The following is a 16,851-nucleotide window of genomic DNA, read 5'->3' as shown; positions in this document are numbered from 1 at the left end:
CGAAAGGACACGCCATGCCCCGCCTGTGCGAGACCGAGGGTCTGACCGACATCCAGGAGGAGATCCTCAAGGCGGTCCGCGTCTTCGTCGACGAGAAGATCCTGCCGGTGGCCACCGAGCTGGAGCACAAGGACGAGTACCCGACGGAGATCGTCGAGGGCCTCAAGGAGCTCGGCGTCTTCGGCCTGATGATCCCCGAGGAGTACGGCGGCCTGGGCGAGTCCCTGCTGACCTACGCCCTCGCCGTGGAGGAGATCGCCCGCGGCTGGATGAGCGTCTCCGGCGTCATCAACACCCACTTCATCGTCGCCTACATGCTCATGCACCACGGCACCGAGGAGCAGAAGCAGAAGTACCTCCCGCGCATGGCGACCGGCGAGGTGCGCGGCGCCTTCTCGATGTCCGAGCCCGGCTGCGGCTCCGACGTCGCGGCCATCACGACGAAGGCCGTCAAGGGCGAGGACGGCGACTACTCCATCACCGGCCAGAAGATGTGGCTGACCAACGGCGGCTCGTCGAACCTGGTCGCGGTGCTGGTCAAGACCGACGAGGGCGCCGACTCGGTCTACAAGAACATGACGACCTTCCTGGTGGAGAAGGAGGCCGGCTTCGGCGAGACCGCGCAGGGCGTCACCATCCCCGGCAAGATCGAGAAGATGGGCTACAAGGGGGTCGACACCACCGAGATGATCCTGGAGGGCCACCGGATCTCGGCCGACCAGGTGCTCGGCGGCGCTCCCGGCAAGGGCTTCTACCAGATGATGGACGGCGTCGAGGTCGGCCGCGTCAACGTCGCCGCCCGTGGCTGCGGGGTCGCGAACCGCGCCTTCGAGCTCGGCGTCTCCTACGCCCAGCAGCGCGAGACCTTCGGCAAGAAGATCGCCGAGCACCAGGCCGTGCTGTTCCGGCTCGCCGAGATGGCGACCAAGGTCGAGGCCGCCCACGCGATGATGGTCAAGGCCGCGCGCGTCAAGGACAAGGGCCAGCGCAACGACCTCGAGGCCGGCATGGCGAAGTACCTCGCCTCGGAGTACTGCTCGCAGGTCGTCGAGGACTCGTTCCGCATCCACGGCGGCTACGGCTTCTCCAAGGAGTACGAGATCGAGCGCCTCTACCGCGAGGCCCCGATGCTGCTCATCGGCGAGGGCACCGCGGACATCCAGCGGATGATCATCGGTCGCCGCCTGCTCGACGTCTACAAGGAGCGCTGAGCCGCCTCCCCGGGCGTCTCCTGGGCCGCCTCCCGGCTCAGGACGCCTCGGTGTCCGGCCACTCCCACGAGCCCAGCACCGCCTCGACGTCCTCGACCCGCTCGTCGGTGGGCGTCGCCCGGGCGTGGGTGAAGGTGACGATGAAGAGCACCTGCTCGGAGTAGGCCGCGTACTGCTCCTGCGCGATCGGCACCCCGTCGGTCGTGCCGGAGGCCGCGCCGCTGCTGCCGGTCGCGCTGAGGTGCACGGCGGGGATCCCCGCGATCTCGGTCCGGTCCTGGACACGGGTGGTCTCGGTCAGGTCCGCGGCCTCGCGCACCAGTTGCCGCTCGAGCTGCTGCGCCGACAAAGGCGGAGCGGCGGTGTTGACGACCACGTTGACGTTGTCGCTGAAGGCCACCCGCCCCGGCCCCGGGTCGTAGCCCACGGCGCCGATCATCGGCTGGGCGGTCTGCTCGCTGCCGTCCCCCCAGCCGTCGGGGAGGGTGAACGCGTAGGCCGACGAGGTGAAGCGGCCGTCGTCGAAGTCGGCATCGACGACGTCGTCGGCCTCGCTGCTCTCCGTGCTCTCCGTGCTCTCGGTGCTCTCCGTGCTGCTCTCCGTCTCGGAGGGGCTCGGCGACGGCGTGTCCGACGTGCTCGCGCCGGCCGACGGGTCGTCGCCGGCCGTCTCGCCGCCCCCGGTGTCGCCGTCACCGCCGCCGCAGCCGGCGAGCGCGGCCAGCAGCAGGACGCCGGCGAGCGCGCCGGCGGTGCGCGGGACGACGTACGAGCGGGCGCGGGTGCGCGGGTGAGTCATGGGCCCGAGCCTAGGACGGCGGGCGGCGTGGCAGGCTGGCTTCCGTGGACCTCGTGCGCGCCCTGGCCGAGCAGGCGGAGGCCTGCGCGGCCATGGGCTCGCCGATGTACGCCGACCTGCTGACGCGGGTGGTGGAGGCCCTCGAGGGCGGCGCCGAGGACGGCGCCGAGGACGGCGCCGTGCTGCGCACCGTGCTAGCCGGTCACGAGGACGCACCTGGTCCGTCGGCACTGGGCCTGCGGCTGCTCGGGTCGGTGCACCGGATGGTGCTCGAGCGGCGGGCGGGCGCGCTGGCGGCGTACTACCCCTCCGTCGGCGGCACCTGGGAGCCCGACGGCGGGTGGCGCGCCTTCGTCGATCTGCTGGCCGAGCGACCCGACGAGGTCCGCTCCTGGCTCGACCGGCCGCCGCAGACCAACGAGGTGGGTCGTGCCACCGCGTTGTACGGCGGGCTCCTCCAGCTGCGCGTCCGCGCGGGCGACCTGCCGGTGCGGCTGGTGGAGATCGGGTCCTCCGCCGGGCTGAACCTGCGCGCCGACCACTACGTCTATCTCGACGACACCGGGCGGCGCTTCGGCCCCGACGACGCCGGCCTGGTGATCACCGGCGCCTGGCAGGGCCGACCGCTCGAGCCGTGGCCGGGGCTGCGGGTGGTCGAGCGGATCGGCAGCGACGTGATGCCGGTCGACGTCGGGTCCACCGAGGGACGGCTCGCGCTCACGGCGTACGTCTGGCCCGACCAGACCGCCCGGCTGGAGCGGCTCCGTGCCGCCTTCCGGGTGGCCGACTCCGTCCCCGCGGAGGTACGACGTGCCGCGGCCGGCGACGTGGTGGAGGCGCTGACGACGCGGCCCGGCACCCTCACGGTGCTGTGGCACTCGGTGATGTGGCAGTACCTCTCCGTCGAGGAGAAGACCCGCGTGCTCGACCGCCTCGACGCGCTCGGCGCCGCGACCACCGCGGACGCCCCGCTCGCGCACCTGCGGGCCGAGCCGTCGCGCCGCGTCGAGGGGGGCCCGCACGAGTTCCTCGTGCGGCTGACGACCTGGCCCGGCGGGACCGAGGAGGTCCTCGGCGCGACCGTCGGGCACGGGGTGCCGACGACCTGGGAGTGAGCCGGCCCCTGGGCGGCGCCGGCGTGCCGGTCTAGGGTCGACCCATGAGCAACCCGCGCGCCGGTCAGCCCGCCGAGCCCTCCGACCTCGTCGACGTCGCCCACCTGGTCACGGCCTACTACACCGGCCGTCCCGACCCGGCCGAGATCGGGCAGCGGGTCGCCTTCGGCACCTCCGGGCACCGCGGCAGCAGCCTCGACACCGCCTTCAACGAGGCCCACATCCTCGCCACCACGCAGGCCATCTGCGACTACCGGCGCGAGCAGGGCACCGACGGGCCGCTCTTCCTCGGGCGCGACACCCACGGGCTCTCCGAGCCGGCCTGGGCCACCGCGATCGAGGTGCTGGCCGCCAACGACGTGACCGTGATGGTCGACGACCGCGACGGCTACACCCCGACGCCGGCGGTCTCCCACGCGATCCTGCGCGCCAACCGGGGCAAGGGGACGGACGCGCGGGGCCTCGCCGACGGCATCGTCGTCACGCCCTCGCACAACCCGCCCCGCGACGGCGGGTTCAAGTACAACCCGCCCCACGGCGGACCGGCCGACTCCGACGCCACCGGGTGGATCGCCGACGCCGCCAACGCCTACATCGAGGCCGACCTCGACGGGGTGAAGCGGGTGCCGTTCGGTCGCGCGCGGGCCGGCGCGACGGCGTACGACTTCCTCGGGACCTACGTCGACGACCTGCCCGCGGTGCTCGACCTCGACGTCGTGCGGGAGGCGGGGGTGCGGATCGGCGCCGACCCGCTGGGCGGGGCCGCGGTCCACTACTGGGGCGAGATCGCCGAGCGTCACCGTCTCGACCTCACGGTCGTCAACCCGCTGGTCGACCCCACCTGGCGCTTCATGACGCTGGACTGGGACGGCAAGATCCGCATGGACTGCTCCTCGCCCTCGGCGATGGCCTCGCTCATCGGCAGCAAGGACCGGTTCCAGATCGCCACCGGCAACGACGCCGACGCCGACCGCCACGGCATCGTCACCCCCGACGGGGGGCTGATGAACCCGAACCACTTCCTGGCCGTGGCCATCCAGTACCTCTACGGCGGGGCACGCCCGGACTGGCCCGAGGGTGCCGCGATCGGCAAGACGCTGGTGTCGTCGTCGATGATCGACCGCGTCGCGGAGTCGCTGGGCCGCACGCTGCGCGAGGTGCCGGTCGGCTTCAAGTGGTTCGTGCCCGGCCTGCTCGACGGCTCGGTCGCCTTCGGCGGCGAGGAGTCCGCCGGGGCGTCCTTCCTGCGTCGCGACGGCTCGGTGTGGACGACCGACAAGGACGGCATCCTGCTGGCGCTGCTGGCCTCGGAGATCCAGGGCCGCACCGGGCGCTCGCCCAGCGAGCACTACGCCGACCTCACCGCGCAGCACGGCGCGCCGGCGTACGCCCGGGTGGACGCGCCGGCCGACCGGGAGCAGAAGGCCAAGCTGGCCAAGCTGTCGCCCGAGGACGTGACCGCGACCGAGCTGGCCGGTGAGGCGATCACCGCCAAGCTGACCGAGGCCCCGGGCAACGGCGCCAAGGTCGGCGGCCTGAAGGTGACCACCGAGAGCGCCTGGTTCGCCGCGCGCCCCTCGGGCACCGAGGACGTCTACAAGATCTACGCCGAGTCGTTCCGCGGCGCCGACCACCTCGCCGAGGTCCAGGAGGCGGCCCGCGAGGTGGTCTCGGCCGCCCTCGGCTGAGGGACGGGCTCAGGCCAGCTGGTCGATCAGCGCGCGCCACTGCGCGGCCACGCTGCCGGGGCCGTAGCGGGCGGCCAGCGCCTGCCCGGCCAGCCCGAAGCGGCGGCGGAGGTCGGTGTCGGTCATCAGCCGCCGGAGCGCGTCGGTGAGGGCTGCCTCGTCGCCCTGCGGCACCAGCAGCCCCGTCGAGCCGTCGTCGACCAGCTCGCGCACGCCGCTGCAGTCGAGCGCGGCGACGGGCAGGGCGGCGCTCATCGCCTCGAGCATCACCATCGGCAGGCCCTCGCTGGACGAGGAGATGGCATAGACCGAGGACGCGAGCATCTCCTGCTCGAGGGAGGAGGTGAAGCCGGCGAGCTCGACGGACGCCCCCACGCCGAGGTCGGCCACCAGCTGCTCCAGCGGCGCGCGCTCGGACCCGCGCCCGAAGATGCGCAGCCGCCACGCGGGCAGCTCGGGCACCAGCGGGGCGAAGGCGCGCACGAGGTGGTCGAAGCCCTTGAGCGGCATCAGGGTGCCGGCGGCGACGACGACCGGGGCGTCCCAGGACTCCCGCGGCCGCCCCGTGGGCAGCGCCATGGGTACGGCGTTGGGGATCGTCGCGAGCCGGTCGTCCGACCCGAGGTGGGCGCGCCAGGCGGCGCGGTTCTCCTCGGTGAGCAGGACGAGCCGGTCGAGCGACGGCAGGGCGGCGGTGATCGCCTCGATGTCGTAGCCCTCGCGGATCTCGAAGGACGTGTGCTCGACCGCCAGCGTCACCACGTGCTCAGGTGCCCACCGGGCGGCCGCCTGGTGCAGCGGCGGACGGTGGGTGACCAGGGTGCAGGGACCGAGCTCGCGCAGGAAGGTCTCCAGCCGGCGGTCGGTCAGGGCCGTCATGCCCTCGCCCGGGTCGCACAGCTCGCTCGGTCGGGCGTCCAGCGCCTGCGCCCGGGGCCCGAGGTTGGCCAGCGCGCGCGGCCGCAGGCTGCGCAGGTAGCTGACGGCGATCCGCTCGTCGAGCTCGTAGCGGGGCCTGCCGCGACGGAAGAGCGCGACCAGCGAGACGTCGAGCCCGGCACCGGCCAGGGCGTTGGCCAGGTTGCTCACGCTGCGCGTCACGCCCCCGGAGCCGTCGAGGTGGCGCGCCAGCAGCACGACGGTGCGTCGCGGGTCCGGCGCCCCCTGGTCCTCCATCCGCACAGCCTCGCGTCCTGCCGGTGCTACCCGGCCGGGAAGGCGGGCTGGTGCGCGGTGCCGAGGAGCCGGGTGTCGGCACGCCGGGCCACGACCCGGCAGAGCATCGGGTCCTCGTCGCCGTACGGCGAGAGCCCGCGCGACTCCTGGAAGTACTGCACCGCGAAGCCGTAGCGCGGCCCGAGCTGCTCGCGGAAGACCTCGGCGTCCTGGTAGCGGCGGTAGTGCTTGCCGTGCGCCTTGTGCTGCCCCTCGTCGCCGAGCGTGCGGAACTCCGCCAGCAGGAGGTCGCCCGGGCGGGCCGACGCGGCGACCTGGCGCAGCAGGTCGTCCTGGGCGCGCTCCGGGATCGCGTGCAGGAAGAAGCGCAGGTAGAAGCCGACCGGGCCGTCGGTGCGTGCGGTCATCGACCCCAGCAGCCGCTCGACGGCGTCGAGGTCGGTGACGTCGCAGACCTCGAAGGAGGCGCGCTCGTCGAGGCCGGCCTCCCGGGCGCTCTCGCGGGCGCGTCGTACGCCCTCCGGCGAGGCGTCGAGACCCAGGACGGTCTTGCCCGCAGCCGCCAGCGCGCGGGCGTCGCGGCCGTCGCCGCAGCCGATGTCGACGAGGTGCCGGGGGGCGTCCTCGCGCTCGAGGACGAAGCGGCAGAACGACGAGCCGTCGGTGAAGCGGTTGCGGCTGTAGAAGTTCGCCCAGTGCACCTTCGTCTGCTGCTCGGTGCTGAGCCGGCCCTCGACGGACCACCCGGTGCGGTCGATGGCCCAGTTGAAGCCCGGCTTGGGTCGCTGCCAGTCGTCGCCGTACAGGTGGGCCACGAGCTTCTCGGCGCCCACCGGCACCAGGATCTCGTCGTGCAGGAACGGGGTCGCGGTGAGACCGCCCCAGTCCTCGCCGGTGAAGGGGGTGGTGCCGGCCACCCCGAACGGGAAGGCGATCGCGCCCTCGTCGTCGAAGTAGCAGTGGAAGAGGTCGATGCGCTCGCCCGGGCGGCCGGGGTCCGACACGTGCAGCGCGGTGGCGCCGCACTCCACCTCGAGCCCGTCGGCGACCAGCGCCAGCGCTATCTCGACCAGCTCCTCCGCGGCCCGCGCGCCGTGCGTGTGCTCCGAGAGGTACGCCGTGTCGAAGTCGGCGTCGTGACCGATCGGCCCGCCCTCGCGGACCGCGCCGAGCAGGGTGCCGTAGATCGCGAACGTCCGGTGGCCGAACTGCTCGGCGACGAGTTCGTGGACCCGGTGGTGCAGCCGGAGCATCGCGTCCTGCCACTGCCGGTCCAGGGTCCTCGAGAGCGCGACCTGGCCCTGCTGGTTCAGCAGGTAGCCCTCGGCGAACTTCTCCCGCAGCTCGTGCAGGGTGCGCTTGCCGCGGCCGCGGGGCCGCAGGAACATCCCGTGCCGGAAGATCGGCAACGCCCGCCCGTCGACCTGCACGCTCAGCTGTGTCCGCCGACCGACGTAGGGCCAGATGCCGCGGACCCGGAACGAGAAGACACGGATCTGCTCGGTGCTGTTGCGGCGGTCGTCGTCGGGGCCCTTGATCAGGGTCCCCTGCCAGTCGTGGCGCGGGTCCTCGGCCGTGCCGACGGCGTCGTCGCCCGGCGCGGTCTCGTTGTCCTTGCTGTTCTTGGCCGTGCTGTCCGTGCTGACCTTGCCGCCCCGCAGCGCGCTGTGGCTGCCCGACATCGCGGAGCTCGCCGTTGCGTAGGTCGAGGCCAGCACGAAGTCGTCGGCGACCAGGCTGACGCGGGCCGCGGGCGCGTCGGCCGGCAGCGAGATCCACCCGACGACCAGCCGGCGCGAGAAGTGCTCGACCATGCCGACGGCCGGGCCCGACGGCGCGGACAGGGGCGCCGTGGCACCTGACGTCGCGGCACCGGGGAGCAGGCCGCGCTCGCGCGCACGTCGGACGGCGGCGCGTCGCGCCCTGCCGATTCGAGCTCGCATGCGGGTCCGTCCTCGGGTCGGGGGAGAGGCCCGGCGAATCTAACGCATGGCCCCGGCAGCGCCGACGTGGCAGGCTCGTGGTCCCAGCAGGCTCGAGCAGCTCGGTGAGGAGCAGACGATGGCTGACCACCACGACGACGAGACCGGCCGCACGGACGAGGGCACGGACGGGGGCGCGGGCGAGGACGTCAAGGCCCGGATGCGCGAGGCCCTCGAGCGCAAGAAGGCGCACGTCAGCGGGGTCGACGAGCACGGCCACAAGAAGGAGAAGGGCCACGGGCCCGACACCCACGGCCCGCTCGGAGGCGTGCACATGCACCGGCGCAAGGCCGGCGGCGGAGGCGCCTGACGCCGGGCGCCCGGCCCGGGCTCAGGCCCGGGACGGCGCCGGCGGAGCGTCGGGGCCCTGCTCCTCGAGCAGGGCCGCCACGGTGCGCGTCGCCGCCTCGGCGAGGACCTCCGCGTCCAGGTCCTCGGGCAGCGGTCCCGTCGCAGCGCCCGACTCGTCGACCAGCAGCTCGGCCGGGTCGCCGACCACGAGGCACGGGGAGGACTCCAGGTGCGCCACGATCCGCTCGGACTGACGGCGCGCCCAGTCCCGGGCGTGCTCGGGCAGCACGATCTCCACCGGTGAGGGCGAGGACTCCACCAGGCGGTGGGCCAGGCGGCGTACGGCACCGGACGCGCCGTCCGGCGAGACGCCACCGGGCCCGGGCGCGCGCAGGGCGTTGACGCGCCGCAGCACCTCGGCCTCGACGGCCCCCAGCGACACGTTCGGCCGCGCGTCGTCGGGCACCGGGAGACCGTCGGTGGGCAGCCCGGTCGCGGAGAGGAATCGTCGCCAGAGCTCGGTCCGGTCGCTGCCCGCCCTCGGCATGGTCACCACCGTGACGTTCTCGGCCCCGACCCGACCGGCCCAGCGGGGCACGACGTGGGTCACGTCGTGGAGGGCGGCGAACTTCGCGACCACGTCGGACTCGCCGATGATGGTCGGCTGCTCCTCGGGGTGCGCGTCGAAGCGGTCCACCACCCCCGCGACGAAGTCGCCGAGCGTCATCGAGCTGCCGCCCTTGACGGCCTGCTGCCACTCCGCCGGCACCGTGCGCGACAACGGCCGGGCGACGTAGTGGACCCGCAGGGCGGCGCCGGCCGTCTCCTCCTGGAGGCGCCGGATCTGCTCGTCGGTGGCAGCCGCGAACAGCTCGTGGCTGATGACCACGGACCGGTCCCCGGGCCCGGCCAGCCACGCGCGGGTCTCGTCGAGGAGCTCGCGCGCCGAGGTCCGCACCCGTCGCGGGTGCGGCATGAGGGTGTGCTGGTCGAGGGTCCAGGCGCACAGGCGGAAGTGGTCCACGCGCCGGCCGGGCACCAGGGTGCCCGCGGCCTCGAGCGCCGGCGCGTTGGCGTGCAGCGCCTGCTGGACGTAGGTGCTGCCGCTCTTGGGAGCACCGACGTGGAGGTGCAGCGTGGCCATCGGGCGAGCGTAGCGACCCCCGGGGGACCCCGCGGGTGTGGTGACTGTCACCGCGGGACCGGGTCCACGGGCGGGCTCGGCTTGGCAGGATGAGGCGACCCAGTCGTCGGCGTACCCAGGAGTGAGCATGCAGTTCGGCCGCAGCTACGAGGAGTTCGAGGTCGGCGCGACCTACAAGCACTGGCCCGGCAAGACGGTCACCGAGTTCGACGACCACATGTTCTGCCTGCTGACGATGAACCACCACCCGCTGCACCTCGACGAGAACTACGCGGGGAAGACCACGCAGTTCGCCAAGAACGTCGTGGTCGGCAACTACGTCTACTCGATCCTGCTCGGCATGTCGGTGCCCGACATCTCCGGCAAGGCGATCGCCAACCTCGAGATCGAGTCGCTGCGCCACGTGGCGCCGACCTTCCACGGCGACACCCTGTACGGCGAGACGCGGGTGCTCGACAAGTGGGAGTCGACGTCCAAGGACGACCGGGGCGTGGTGCACGTCGAGACCATCGGCTACAACCAGGACGGCAAGGTCGTGTGCATCTTCCGCCGCAAGGTGATGGTGCCCAAGGACAGCTACCTCGAGGCGCGCGGCGGGGAGCAGCCCGGCCGCCCCGTCCCGCAGGCCGACAAGAACTGGCCCGGTCCCGAGCAGGACTGAACGCCCGGTTCGGGGCAGGATGGCCCCATGGCGACTGACGACAGCGAGCTCTGGCTGGTCCGGCACGGCGAGACCGAGTGGAGCCGCTCCGGCAAGCACACCTCGGTCACCGACCTCCCGCTGACCGAGGAGGGCGAGCGCGTGGCGGGCGGACTGCCGCAGAAGCTGGCCGGGGTGAGCTTCGACCGGGTCCTCACCAGCCCCCGGCTGCGGGCGCGGCGGACCTCGGAGCTCGCCGGTCACGGCGACGCCGCGGTCGACGAGGACCTCGTCGAGTGGGCCTACGGCGACTACGAGGGCATCTCGACGCCGGAGATCCGCGAGACCGTGCCGGGCTGGTCGATCTGGACCCACCCGGCCCCCGGGGGCGAGAGCGCCGACGACGTGGCCGCCCGGCTCGACCGGGTGGTGACGGCCGCGCGCGAGGTCCCGCGCACGCTCGTCTTCAGCCACGGCCACGCCCTGCGGGTGCTGGCGGCCCGGTGGCTCGGCCAGCCGGTGGACCACGGCCGCTTCCTCCACCTCGACACCGCGACGGTGAGCGTGCTCGGCGTCGACCGGGGCTCACCGGTCATCACCCGCTGGAACGCCTGACCCGCGCGCCGTCCGGTCCGGTCTACCGCCGACCGGACCTACGACGTCCCGGAGGGGCGGGGCAGCAGGTCCCAGCCGCTGAGGGCCTCCACGAGCCCGTCGACCAGTGCTCCGGCCCGGTCCAGCCGAGCGAGGTCCTCGGCCCCGACCCAGCGGACCTCGTCGGCGTCGTCCCCGGCCCGCACGTCGGTCGGGTCGACCCCGGGGGCGGGCACCGCGACGACGTCGTCGATCACGTAGACCACCCCACCCGGGCCCGGCCGCTCGACCGTGCCGGCCGGTCTCTCGACGACGATCCGCAGCCCGGTCTCCTCTCGGACCTCGCGCACCGCGGCCTCGGCGCTCGTCTCGCCGGGCTCCGTCCGACCGCCCGGCACCGACCACAGGCCGCGGCCGGGCTCGGTGCCGCGCCGGACCAGCAGGATCCGGCCCTGCGCGTCCCTGACGACGGCTCCGGCGCAGGCCACGCGTACGACGTCCACGCCGCCACGGTAGGCGCTGGGGACGGTCCACGGCCCCGGGACGGTTGACGTCGGTGCGACGTACCGCGACCGTTGACCCATGTCGCTGCGTCCGGAGTGCCCGCGGTGCCCGCAGTCGGTGCTGGAGGGTGACGAGGGCTGGCGGTGCCCGACCCACGCCGATCTGGCGCCGCTGTGGCGGGCGGAGGCCCTCGACTACGAGACCTTCGCGGAGTACCTCGGCCGCGCCGAGCCCCTCGCCACCTGGCTGCCCTGGCCGCTGCCGCCGGGCTGGCAGGTCACCGACTTCGGGGTCGTGCGCGGCGAGCTCGACACCGACGAGCCGCGGGCTGCGGTGGTGGGGGTCGTGGGCGCCAGCGACGCCGAGGGCGTGGTCGAGCTCGCGCTGGTGTCCGAGGAGCCGGGCGTCGGTCTCGGCGCGCGGGTGGCCGGCGTCGACCAGACGGACCCGGGCCGGGAGGCCGGGGTCGGCTCCCCGATGCTCAAGATCCGGGTCGACGGCAACGCCGTGCCGCTGTGGGCCGTCAGCGTGCCCGACGACGAGCCGCTGCTGGACCGTGCCGTCCTCGTCGGCGAGGCTGCGGGACGGTGGCTGTGGGTGGTGGTGCGACCCGCCTCGGCAGTGCTGCTGCTGCCGGCGATGCCCGAGGTGCTGGACGTGTCCGGGTTGGGTCCCGAGCTGATGGCGCTGCCGTTCGGGGTCGTGCCGCCGGCCTGGTGACCGTGCCCCGCACGTCGTACGGCGCGCGCGGCGCGCGCGACTAGCCTGGATGCGTGCGCATCGACCTCCACACCCACACCGACCGCTCGGACGGGACCGTGACGCCCACCGAGCTGGTGCGCGAGGCCGTGGCGGCCGGACTCGACGTGCTCGGCCTGACCGACCACGACACCGCGGTCGGCTGGGACGAGGCGCGCGCCGAGGCCGACGCGCAGGGGCTGCGGCTGGTCGAGGGCATGGAGATCAGCTGCCGCCACGCCGGGCGCAGCGCCCACCTGCTCGGCTACCTGCCGGACCCCGGTCACGGACCGCTGGTCGCAGCGCTCGACGAGGTGCTGCGCGGGCGCGACGAGCGGATGCCGCGGATCGTGGCGAAGCTGCAGGAGCTCGGCTACCCGGTCACCGAGCAGGAGGTGGCGGCGAAGTCGGCCGGCGCGACCGCCCTCGGGCGGCCCCACGTCGCCGACGTGCTCGTCGACCACGGGATCGTCGCGAGCCGCGACGAGGCCTTCGACCGGCTGCTCTCGCCGGGCCGTCCGGCGTACGTCGCCCGCGACGCGGCCGACCTGGTCGCGATGATCGGCCTGGTGCGCGACGCCGGCGGCGTCACCGTGCTGGCGCACCCGTGGGGCCGCAACGGCGACGGTGCCCTGGGCCGCGACGGCTTCGCCGCGCTGCAGGAGGCGGGGCTGACCGGCATCGAGGTCGACCACCAGGACCACGACGCGGCCCAGCGCACCGAGCTGGCTGCCATCGGTCGCGACCTCGACCTGGTCGTCACCGGCTCCAGCGACTACCACGGCACCGGCAAGGTCGACCACGACCTCGGCTGCAACACCACCGCCCCGGCCCAGCTCGACCGGCTCCTCGCCGCCGCCGAGGCCGCCCAGGCCGCCCGCCCCACCCGCCCCACCCGCCCCACCCGTCCCTGACCGCTCCTGGGGCCTGCTGGTTTCCCACGGTATGCAGGAGAACTGGCACTCCCCATGGCGTCCGGAGCGTGGGGAGTGCCAGTTCGTCGACATACCGTGGGAAACCGGCAGCCGCGCGAGGCGGTGTGCGGGGCTACTTGCGGCCGAGGGTCTGGAAGCGGGCCTGGAGGCTCGCGGGGGTGTACTTCGCGACGTTGGCCAGCACCTTGTAGCGGACGTCGGGCACCGAGATGGAGCGGCCCCGGGCGTAGTCCTTGAGCGCGGTCGCGACCAGCGGGTCGACGTCGAGCCACAGCCACGAGGGCGCGGAGTCGCGGCCGACGTCGATGCGCTCGTGGAACTCGGTGCGGGTGAAGCCGGGCAGCAGGGCCATCGTGCGCACGCCGCGGTCCCGGTAGGTCAGGTCGGCCCACTGCGAGAGCTGGGTGACGTAGGCCTTGGCCGCCGAGTAGGTCCCGCGCGGCAGGTAGCCGGCCACGCTGGAGACGTTGATGACGCCACCGCTGCCGCGCTCGACCATGGACCGCAGCGCCGCGTGCGAGAGCCGCAGCACCGCGGTGACGAGGACGTCGAGCATCTCCTGCTCGGCCTCGACGTCGTTGTCGAGGAAGCCGTGCTTGAGCCCGAAACCGGCGTTGTTGACCAGCAGGTCGACCGGGCGGGCGGGGTCGGCGAGCCGCGCCTCGACGGTCGCCAGCTGGGCGCGGTCGGCGAGGTCGGCGACGAGCACCTCGACCTCGACGCCGTGCTCGCGGCGCAGCGTGGCGGCCGCCTCCTCGAGGCGTTCGCGGTTGCGGGCCACCAGCACGAGGTCGTCGCCACGGGCGGCGAGCTGCTGGGCGAAGGCGAGGCCGATGCCGGCGGTGGCGCCGGTGACGAGGGCGACGGAGCGCGACATGCCCCGAGCATTCCATGGACGCTGCGCGGTTGAGGCAACGCCCTCGGGCAGAATGCCGGCATGAGCACCGTTCTCGCGATCGCGAACCAGAAGGGCGGCGTCGCCAAGACGACGACCGTGGCGTCGCTGGGTGCGGCGCTCGCCGAGCGCGGCCAGCGCGTCCTGCTGGTCGACCTCGACCCCCAGGCCTGCCTCACCTTCTCCCTGGGCATCGACCCCGAGGACCTCGAGCTGTCGGTGCACCACGTGCTGACTAAGGGCCTGGACCCCACCGAGGTCATCGTCACCACCGAGGAGGGCATCGACCTCCTCCCCGCCACGATCGAGCTGGCGCGTGCCGAGGCCGACCTGCTCACCCGCACGGGCCGCGAGTACGTCATCCGAGGTGCCGTCGACGAGCTGCCGGAGTACGACTGGGTGCTGCTCGACTGCCCGCCGTCCCTCGGCGTGCTGACGGTGGCCGCGCTGACCGCCGCCACCGGCGTGCTCATCCCGCTGCAGTGCGAGACCCTGTCGCACCGCGGCGTCGGGCAGCTGCTCGACACCGTGCACGACGTACGCCGCTTCACCAACCGCGAGCTCCAGGTCTGGGGCGTGCTGCCGACGTTGTACGACGGGCGCACCAACCACGCCCGTGCCGTGCTGGACAACATCTCCGAGGCCTACTCCCTCGACGTGGTCGAGCCGCCGATCCCGAAGTCGATCCGCTTCGCCGAGGCGCCCGCCGCCGGGCAGTCGATCCTCAGCACCACCCGCAAGCACCGCGGCGCCGACGCCTACCGCGAGGTGGCCGGCAACCTGATGACCCGCGCGAAGGCCGGCGCCGGAGCATGAGCGCAGCGGTGACGGTGCGCCGGGGGCGGGTCCTCGCCGCGGGGACGGCGGCCCTGGTCACCGGGACTGCGGTCGTCGGCGCGCTCATCGGCGTCGGTGGACCCGCCAGCACCGGGGCGTACGCCGCACCGCCCGCCACCGGCGTGACGCAGAGCGACGACGCGCCCCTGGCCGGCGCGGCCAACGACTCCGCCGCCCAGGTCGCCCCGCAGCTGGACACCAGCCCGGAGTCGGTCCAGCGTGACGAGACCCCGCTCGCCGTACCGTCCGACAGCGGGTCGGGACGCCGGGTCGTGTTCGACATGAGCGACCAGCACGTGTGGCTGGTGCGCGACAACGGCCGCGCCGCCCGCAGCTACCCGGTCTCGGGCAGCGTCTACGACAACCTCGACCCGGGCACCTACGAGGTCTACAGCCGCTCCGAGCAGGCCTACGCCTTCGACGGCTCCGGCTCGATGCGCTTCATGGTGCGCTTCACCCAGGGCGACAACGCCGCCATCGGGTTCCACGACATCCCGATCGACACCGAGGGGCGCAAGGTGCAGACCCGCGCCGAGCTGGGGACGGCCCAGAGCCACGGGTGCATCCGGCAGTGGCCCGACGACGCGAAGGCGCTGTGGCGCTTCGCCCCGGTGGGCACCACCGTGGTCGTCACCGCCTGACGTACGTCGCCGGCTGCGCAGGATCTGCACAGCCGGCGTCTCGCGCGTGCACGAGTGACGCCTCGCGCGTGCACGAGTGACGCTTCGCGCGTGCACGCGCGACGTTTCGCGCCGGGGTGGCGCGGTCAGTCGCCGGCGGTCGAGGCGGCTGCCCCGGCCCCCGAGCCGCTGCTGCGGCGACGGTTGCGCTTGCGCGGGGGACGGTCGGCCGAGCCCTCGGCCGCCGGCGTCGACGGCGCGGGGGCCGACGAGCCGGTCGAGTCGCCCGACGGGGCAGCACCGTCGACCGACTGCCCGCTGCGGGTGCGGCTGCGGGTCCGGTTGCGGTTCCGCGCCGGGCGCTCTGCCGACGAGCCGGACGAGCCGGCGTCCGAGTCGCGACCGCCGGAGCGGCCCGACCCACCGGAGCGACCCCCGGAGGAGGACCCGCCGGACCCGCCACGGGCCTTGATCGTCGTACCCGGTGTCTCGACCGGAGGACCGACGCGGGGCTTGGCGTCGCGCGGGATGCCGAGGTCGTGGAAGAAGTGCTCGGAGGTCGAGTACGTCTCCGCCAGCTCCTCGAACGGCAGCCCGAGCGTCTTGTTGATGACCTTCCAGCGCGTCACGTCGGCCCAGTCGACGAACGTGATCGCGACACCGGTGGCGCCGGCACGACCGGTGCGGCCGATGCGGTGCACGTAGGTCGAGTCGTCCTCGGGGCAGTTGTAGTTGATGACGTGCGTGACGTTCTGGACGTCGATGCCGCGGGCCGCGACGTCGGTGGCCACGAGCACGCGCACCTTGCCCTCGCGGAACTTCGCCATCGCCTTCTCACGGGCCACCTGCGCCATGTCGCCGTGCAGCGGCGAGGTCGGGAACCCGCGCTCGGCGAGGTCGTCGGCCACCCGCTGCGCCTGGCGCTTGGTGCGGGTGAAGCAGATCGTCAGGCCGGAGTTCTCCGCCTGGAGGATGCGGGCGAGCATCTCGACCTTGTCCAGGTCGTGCACCTGGTAGATGAACTGCGCGGTCGCCGGCACCATGTGGGTCTCCGCGGCGGACTCCGCGCGGATGTTCACCGGGTGGCGCATGTGGGTGCGCGCCAGGGCCACGATCGCGCCCGGCATGGTGGCCGAGAACAGCATCGTCTGCCGGGTGGCCGGGGTCTTGGACAGGATGCGCTCGACGTCGGGCAGGAAGCCGAGGTCCAGCATCTCGTCGGCCTCGTCGAGGACGAGGACCTTGACGTGCGAGAGGTCCAGCGCGCCGCGGTTGGCCAGGTCGAGCAGCCGACCGGGCGTGCCGACGACCACCTCGACGCCGGCCTTGAGCGCGTCGAGCTGGGGCTCGTAGGGCATGCCGCCGTAGATGGTGAGGATGCGGGTGCCGCGGTCGGTGGCGGCCAGCTTCAGGTCGTTGGCCACCTGCACCGCGAGCTCGCGGGTGGGGGCCACGACGAGCGCCTGGGGCTTGTCGGGGGCAGCGAGGTCCTCGTGGTCGGGGTCGTGCGGAGCGACGGTGCGCTGCAGCAGCGGGATGCCGAACGCCAGCGTCTTGCCGGTGCCGGTGCGCGCCTGGCCGATGAGGTCGGTGCCGAGGAGGGCGACGCTGAGCGTCATCTCCTGGATCGGGAAGGGAGTGGTGATACCGCCGCGCTCGAGGGCGTCGGCGATCTCGGGGAG

Annotated in this window: 17 protein-coding genes; 10 read left to right on the top strand and 7 right to left on the bottom strand. The window is 73.6% G+C overall.

Annotated features, from left to right (window positions below):
• Positions 1–14 precede the first annotated feature (14 nt).
• Positions 15–1,211 carry an acyl-CoA dehydrogenase family protein gene (locus G7072_RS14775; protein ID WP_166087645.1) on the top strand — a complete coding sequence of 399 codons (1,197 nt, stop codon included), beginning with the start codon at positions 15–17 and terminating at the stop codon, positions 1,209–1,211.
• 37 nt (positions 1,212–1,248) lie between these two features.
• Here the strand turns inward: G7072_RS14775 and G7072_RS14770 are convergent, their stop codons facing one another.
• Complete coding sequence (locus G7072_RS14770; protein ID WP_166087642.1) at positions 1,249–2,010, bottom strand: hypothetical protein; 762 nt, start codon at positions 2,008–2,010, stop codon at positions 1,249–1,251.
• Between the two features lie 44 nt (positions 2,011–2,054).
• Between G7072_RS14770 and G7072_RS14765 the strand changes: the two genes are divergently transcribed.
• A complete protein-coding gene (locus G7072_RS14765) occupies positions 2,055–3,125 on the top strand; it encodes a DUF2332 domain-containing protein (protein ID WP_166087640.1) in 1,071 nt (356 codons plus the stop codon).
• A 44-nt stretch (positions 3,126–3,169) separates the two neighbouring features.
• Entirely contained in the window at positions 3,170–4,813 is a 1,644-nt protein-coding gene (gene pgm, locus G7072_RS14760; RefSeq protein WP_166087638.1) for a phosphoglucomutase (alpha-D-glucose-1,6-bisphosphate-dependent), read from the top strand.
• Between the two features lie 9 nt (positions 4,814–4,822).
• On the opposite strand, the gene G7072_RS14755 is transcribed toward pgm, so the two are convergent.
• The gene (locus G7072_RS14755) at positions 4,823–5,989 is read right to left on the bottom strand and encodes a glycosyltransferase (protein WP_166087636.1); all 1,167 of its coding nucleotides are present in this window, start codon (positions 5,987–5,989) and stop codon (positions 4,823–4,825) included.
• 26 nt (positions 5,990–6,015) lie between these two features.
• Positions 6,016–7,932, bottom strand: coding sequence for a class I SAM-dependent methyltransferase (locus G7072_RS20080; protein ID WP_166087634.1), 1,917 nt, complete (start codon positions 7,930–7,932; stop codon positions 6,016–6,018).
• A 118-nt stretch (positions 7,933–8,050) separates the two neighbouring features.
• Here G7072_RS20080 and G7072_RS14745 point away from each other — a divergent pair, with 118 nt between their 5' ends.
• A complete protein-coding gene (locus tag G7072_RS14745; RefSeq protein WP_166087632.1) occupies positions 8,051–8,281 on the top strand; it encodes a DUF5302 domain-containing protein in 231 nt (76 codons plus the stop codon).
• Between the two features lie 21 nt (positions 8,282–8,302).
• Here G7072_RS14745 and G7072_RS14740 read toward each other — a convergent pair whose 3' ends face one another.
• Positions 8,303–9,406, bottom strand: a complete 1,104-nt coding sequence (locus tag G7072_RS14740; protein WP_166087630.1) for a hypothetical protein — start codon at positions 9,404–9,406, stop codon at positions 8,303–8,305.
• A 127-nt stretch (positions 9,407–9,533) separates the two neighbouring features.
• On the opposite strand from G7072_RS14740, the gene G7072_RS14735 reads away from it, so the two are divergent.
• Together G7072_RS14735 and G7072_RS14730 are read left to right on the top strand one after the other, a co-directional pair.
• A complete protein-coding gene (locus tag G7072_RS14735; RefSeq protein ID WP_166087628.1) occupies positions 9,534–10,067 on the top strand; it encodes a MaoC family dehydratase in 534 nt (177 codons plus the stop codon).
• 27 nt (positions 10,068–10,094) lie between these two features.
• Positions 10,095–10,661, top strand: a complete 567-nt coding sequence (locus tag G7072_RS14730; RefSeq protein WP_166087626.1) for a histidine phosphatase family protein — start codon at positions 10,095–10,097, stop codon at positions 10,659–10,661.
• A gap of 38 nt (positions 10,662–10,699) precedes the next feature.
• Here the strand turns inward: G7072_RS14730 and G7072_RS14725 are convergent, their stop codons facing one another.
• The gene (locus G7072_RS14725) at positions 10,700–11,143 is read right to left on the bottom strand and encodes an NUDIX domain-containing protein (protein WP_277343374.1); all 444 of its coding nucleotides are present in this window, start codon (positions 11,141–11,143) and stop codon (positions 10,700–10,702) included.
• A gap of 79 nt (positions 11,144–11,222) precedes the next feature.
• Between G7072_RS14725 and G7072_RS14720 the strand changes: the two genes are divergently transcribed.
• Together G7072_RS14720 and G7072_RS14715 are read left to right on the top strand one after the other, a co-directional pair.
• Positions 11,223–11,864 carry a DUF6758 family protein gene (locus G7072_RS14720; protein WP_240916971.1) on the top strand — a complete coding sequence of 214 codons (642 nt, stop codon included), beginning with the start codon at positions 11,223–11,225 and terminating at the stop codon, positions 11,862–11,864.
• Positions 11,865–11,917: 53 nt separating this feature from the next.
• Positions 11,918–12,796 carry a PHP domain-containing protein gene (locus G7072_RS14715; RefSeq protein WP_166087622.1) on the top strand — a complete coding sequence of 293 codons (879 nt, stop codon included), beginning with the start codon at positions 11,918–11,920 and terminating at the stop codon, positions 12,794–12,796.
• A gap of 133 nt (positions 12,797–12,929) precedes the next feature.
• Here G7072_RS14715 and G7072_RS14710 read toward each other — a convergent pair whose 3' ends face one another.
• Entirely contained in the window at positions 12,930–13,694 is a 765-nt protein-coding gene (locus G7072_RS14710; RefSeq protein WP_166087620.1) for an SDR family oxidoreductase, read from the bottom strand.
• A 60-nt stretch (positions 13,695–13,754) separates the two neighbouring features.
• On the opposite strand from G7072_RS14710, the gene G7072_RS14705 reads away from it, so the two are divergent.
• The gene (locus tag G7072_RS14705) at positions 13,755–14,528 is read left to right on the top strand and encodes a ParA family protein (protein ID WP_166087618.1); all 774 of its coding nucleotides are present in this window, start codon (positions 13,755–13,757) and stop codon (positions 14,526–14,528) included.
• Entirely contained in the window at positions 14,525–15,190 is a 666-nt protein-coding gene (locus tag G7072_RS14700; RefSeq protein ID WP_166087616.1) for a L,D-transpeptidase, read from the top strand. The genes G7072_RS14705 and G7072_RS14700 overlap by 4 nt, the downstream gene beginning before the upstream one ends.
• Before the next feature lie 125 nt (positions 15,191–15,315).
• Here the strand turns inward: G7072_RS14700 and G7072_RS14695 are convergent, their stop codons facing one another.
• Positions 15,316–16,788, bottom strand: a complete 1,473-nt coding sequence (locus G7072_RS14695) for a DEAD/DEAH box helicase (protein ID WP_166087614.1) — start codon at positions 16,786–16,788, stop codon at positions 15,316–15,318.
• Positions 16,789–16,851 lie beyond the last annotated feature (63 nt).

Origin of the sequence: Nocardioides sp. HDW12B, assembly GCF_011299595.1 — a bacterium.
Taxonomy (GTDB): Bacteria; Actinomycetota; Actinomycetes; order Propionibacteriales; family Nocardioidaceae; genus Marmoricola_A.
Note: the sequence above shows the minus strand (reverse complement) of the source record. Positions and strands in the feature narration are given on the sequence as shown.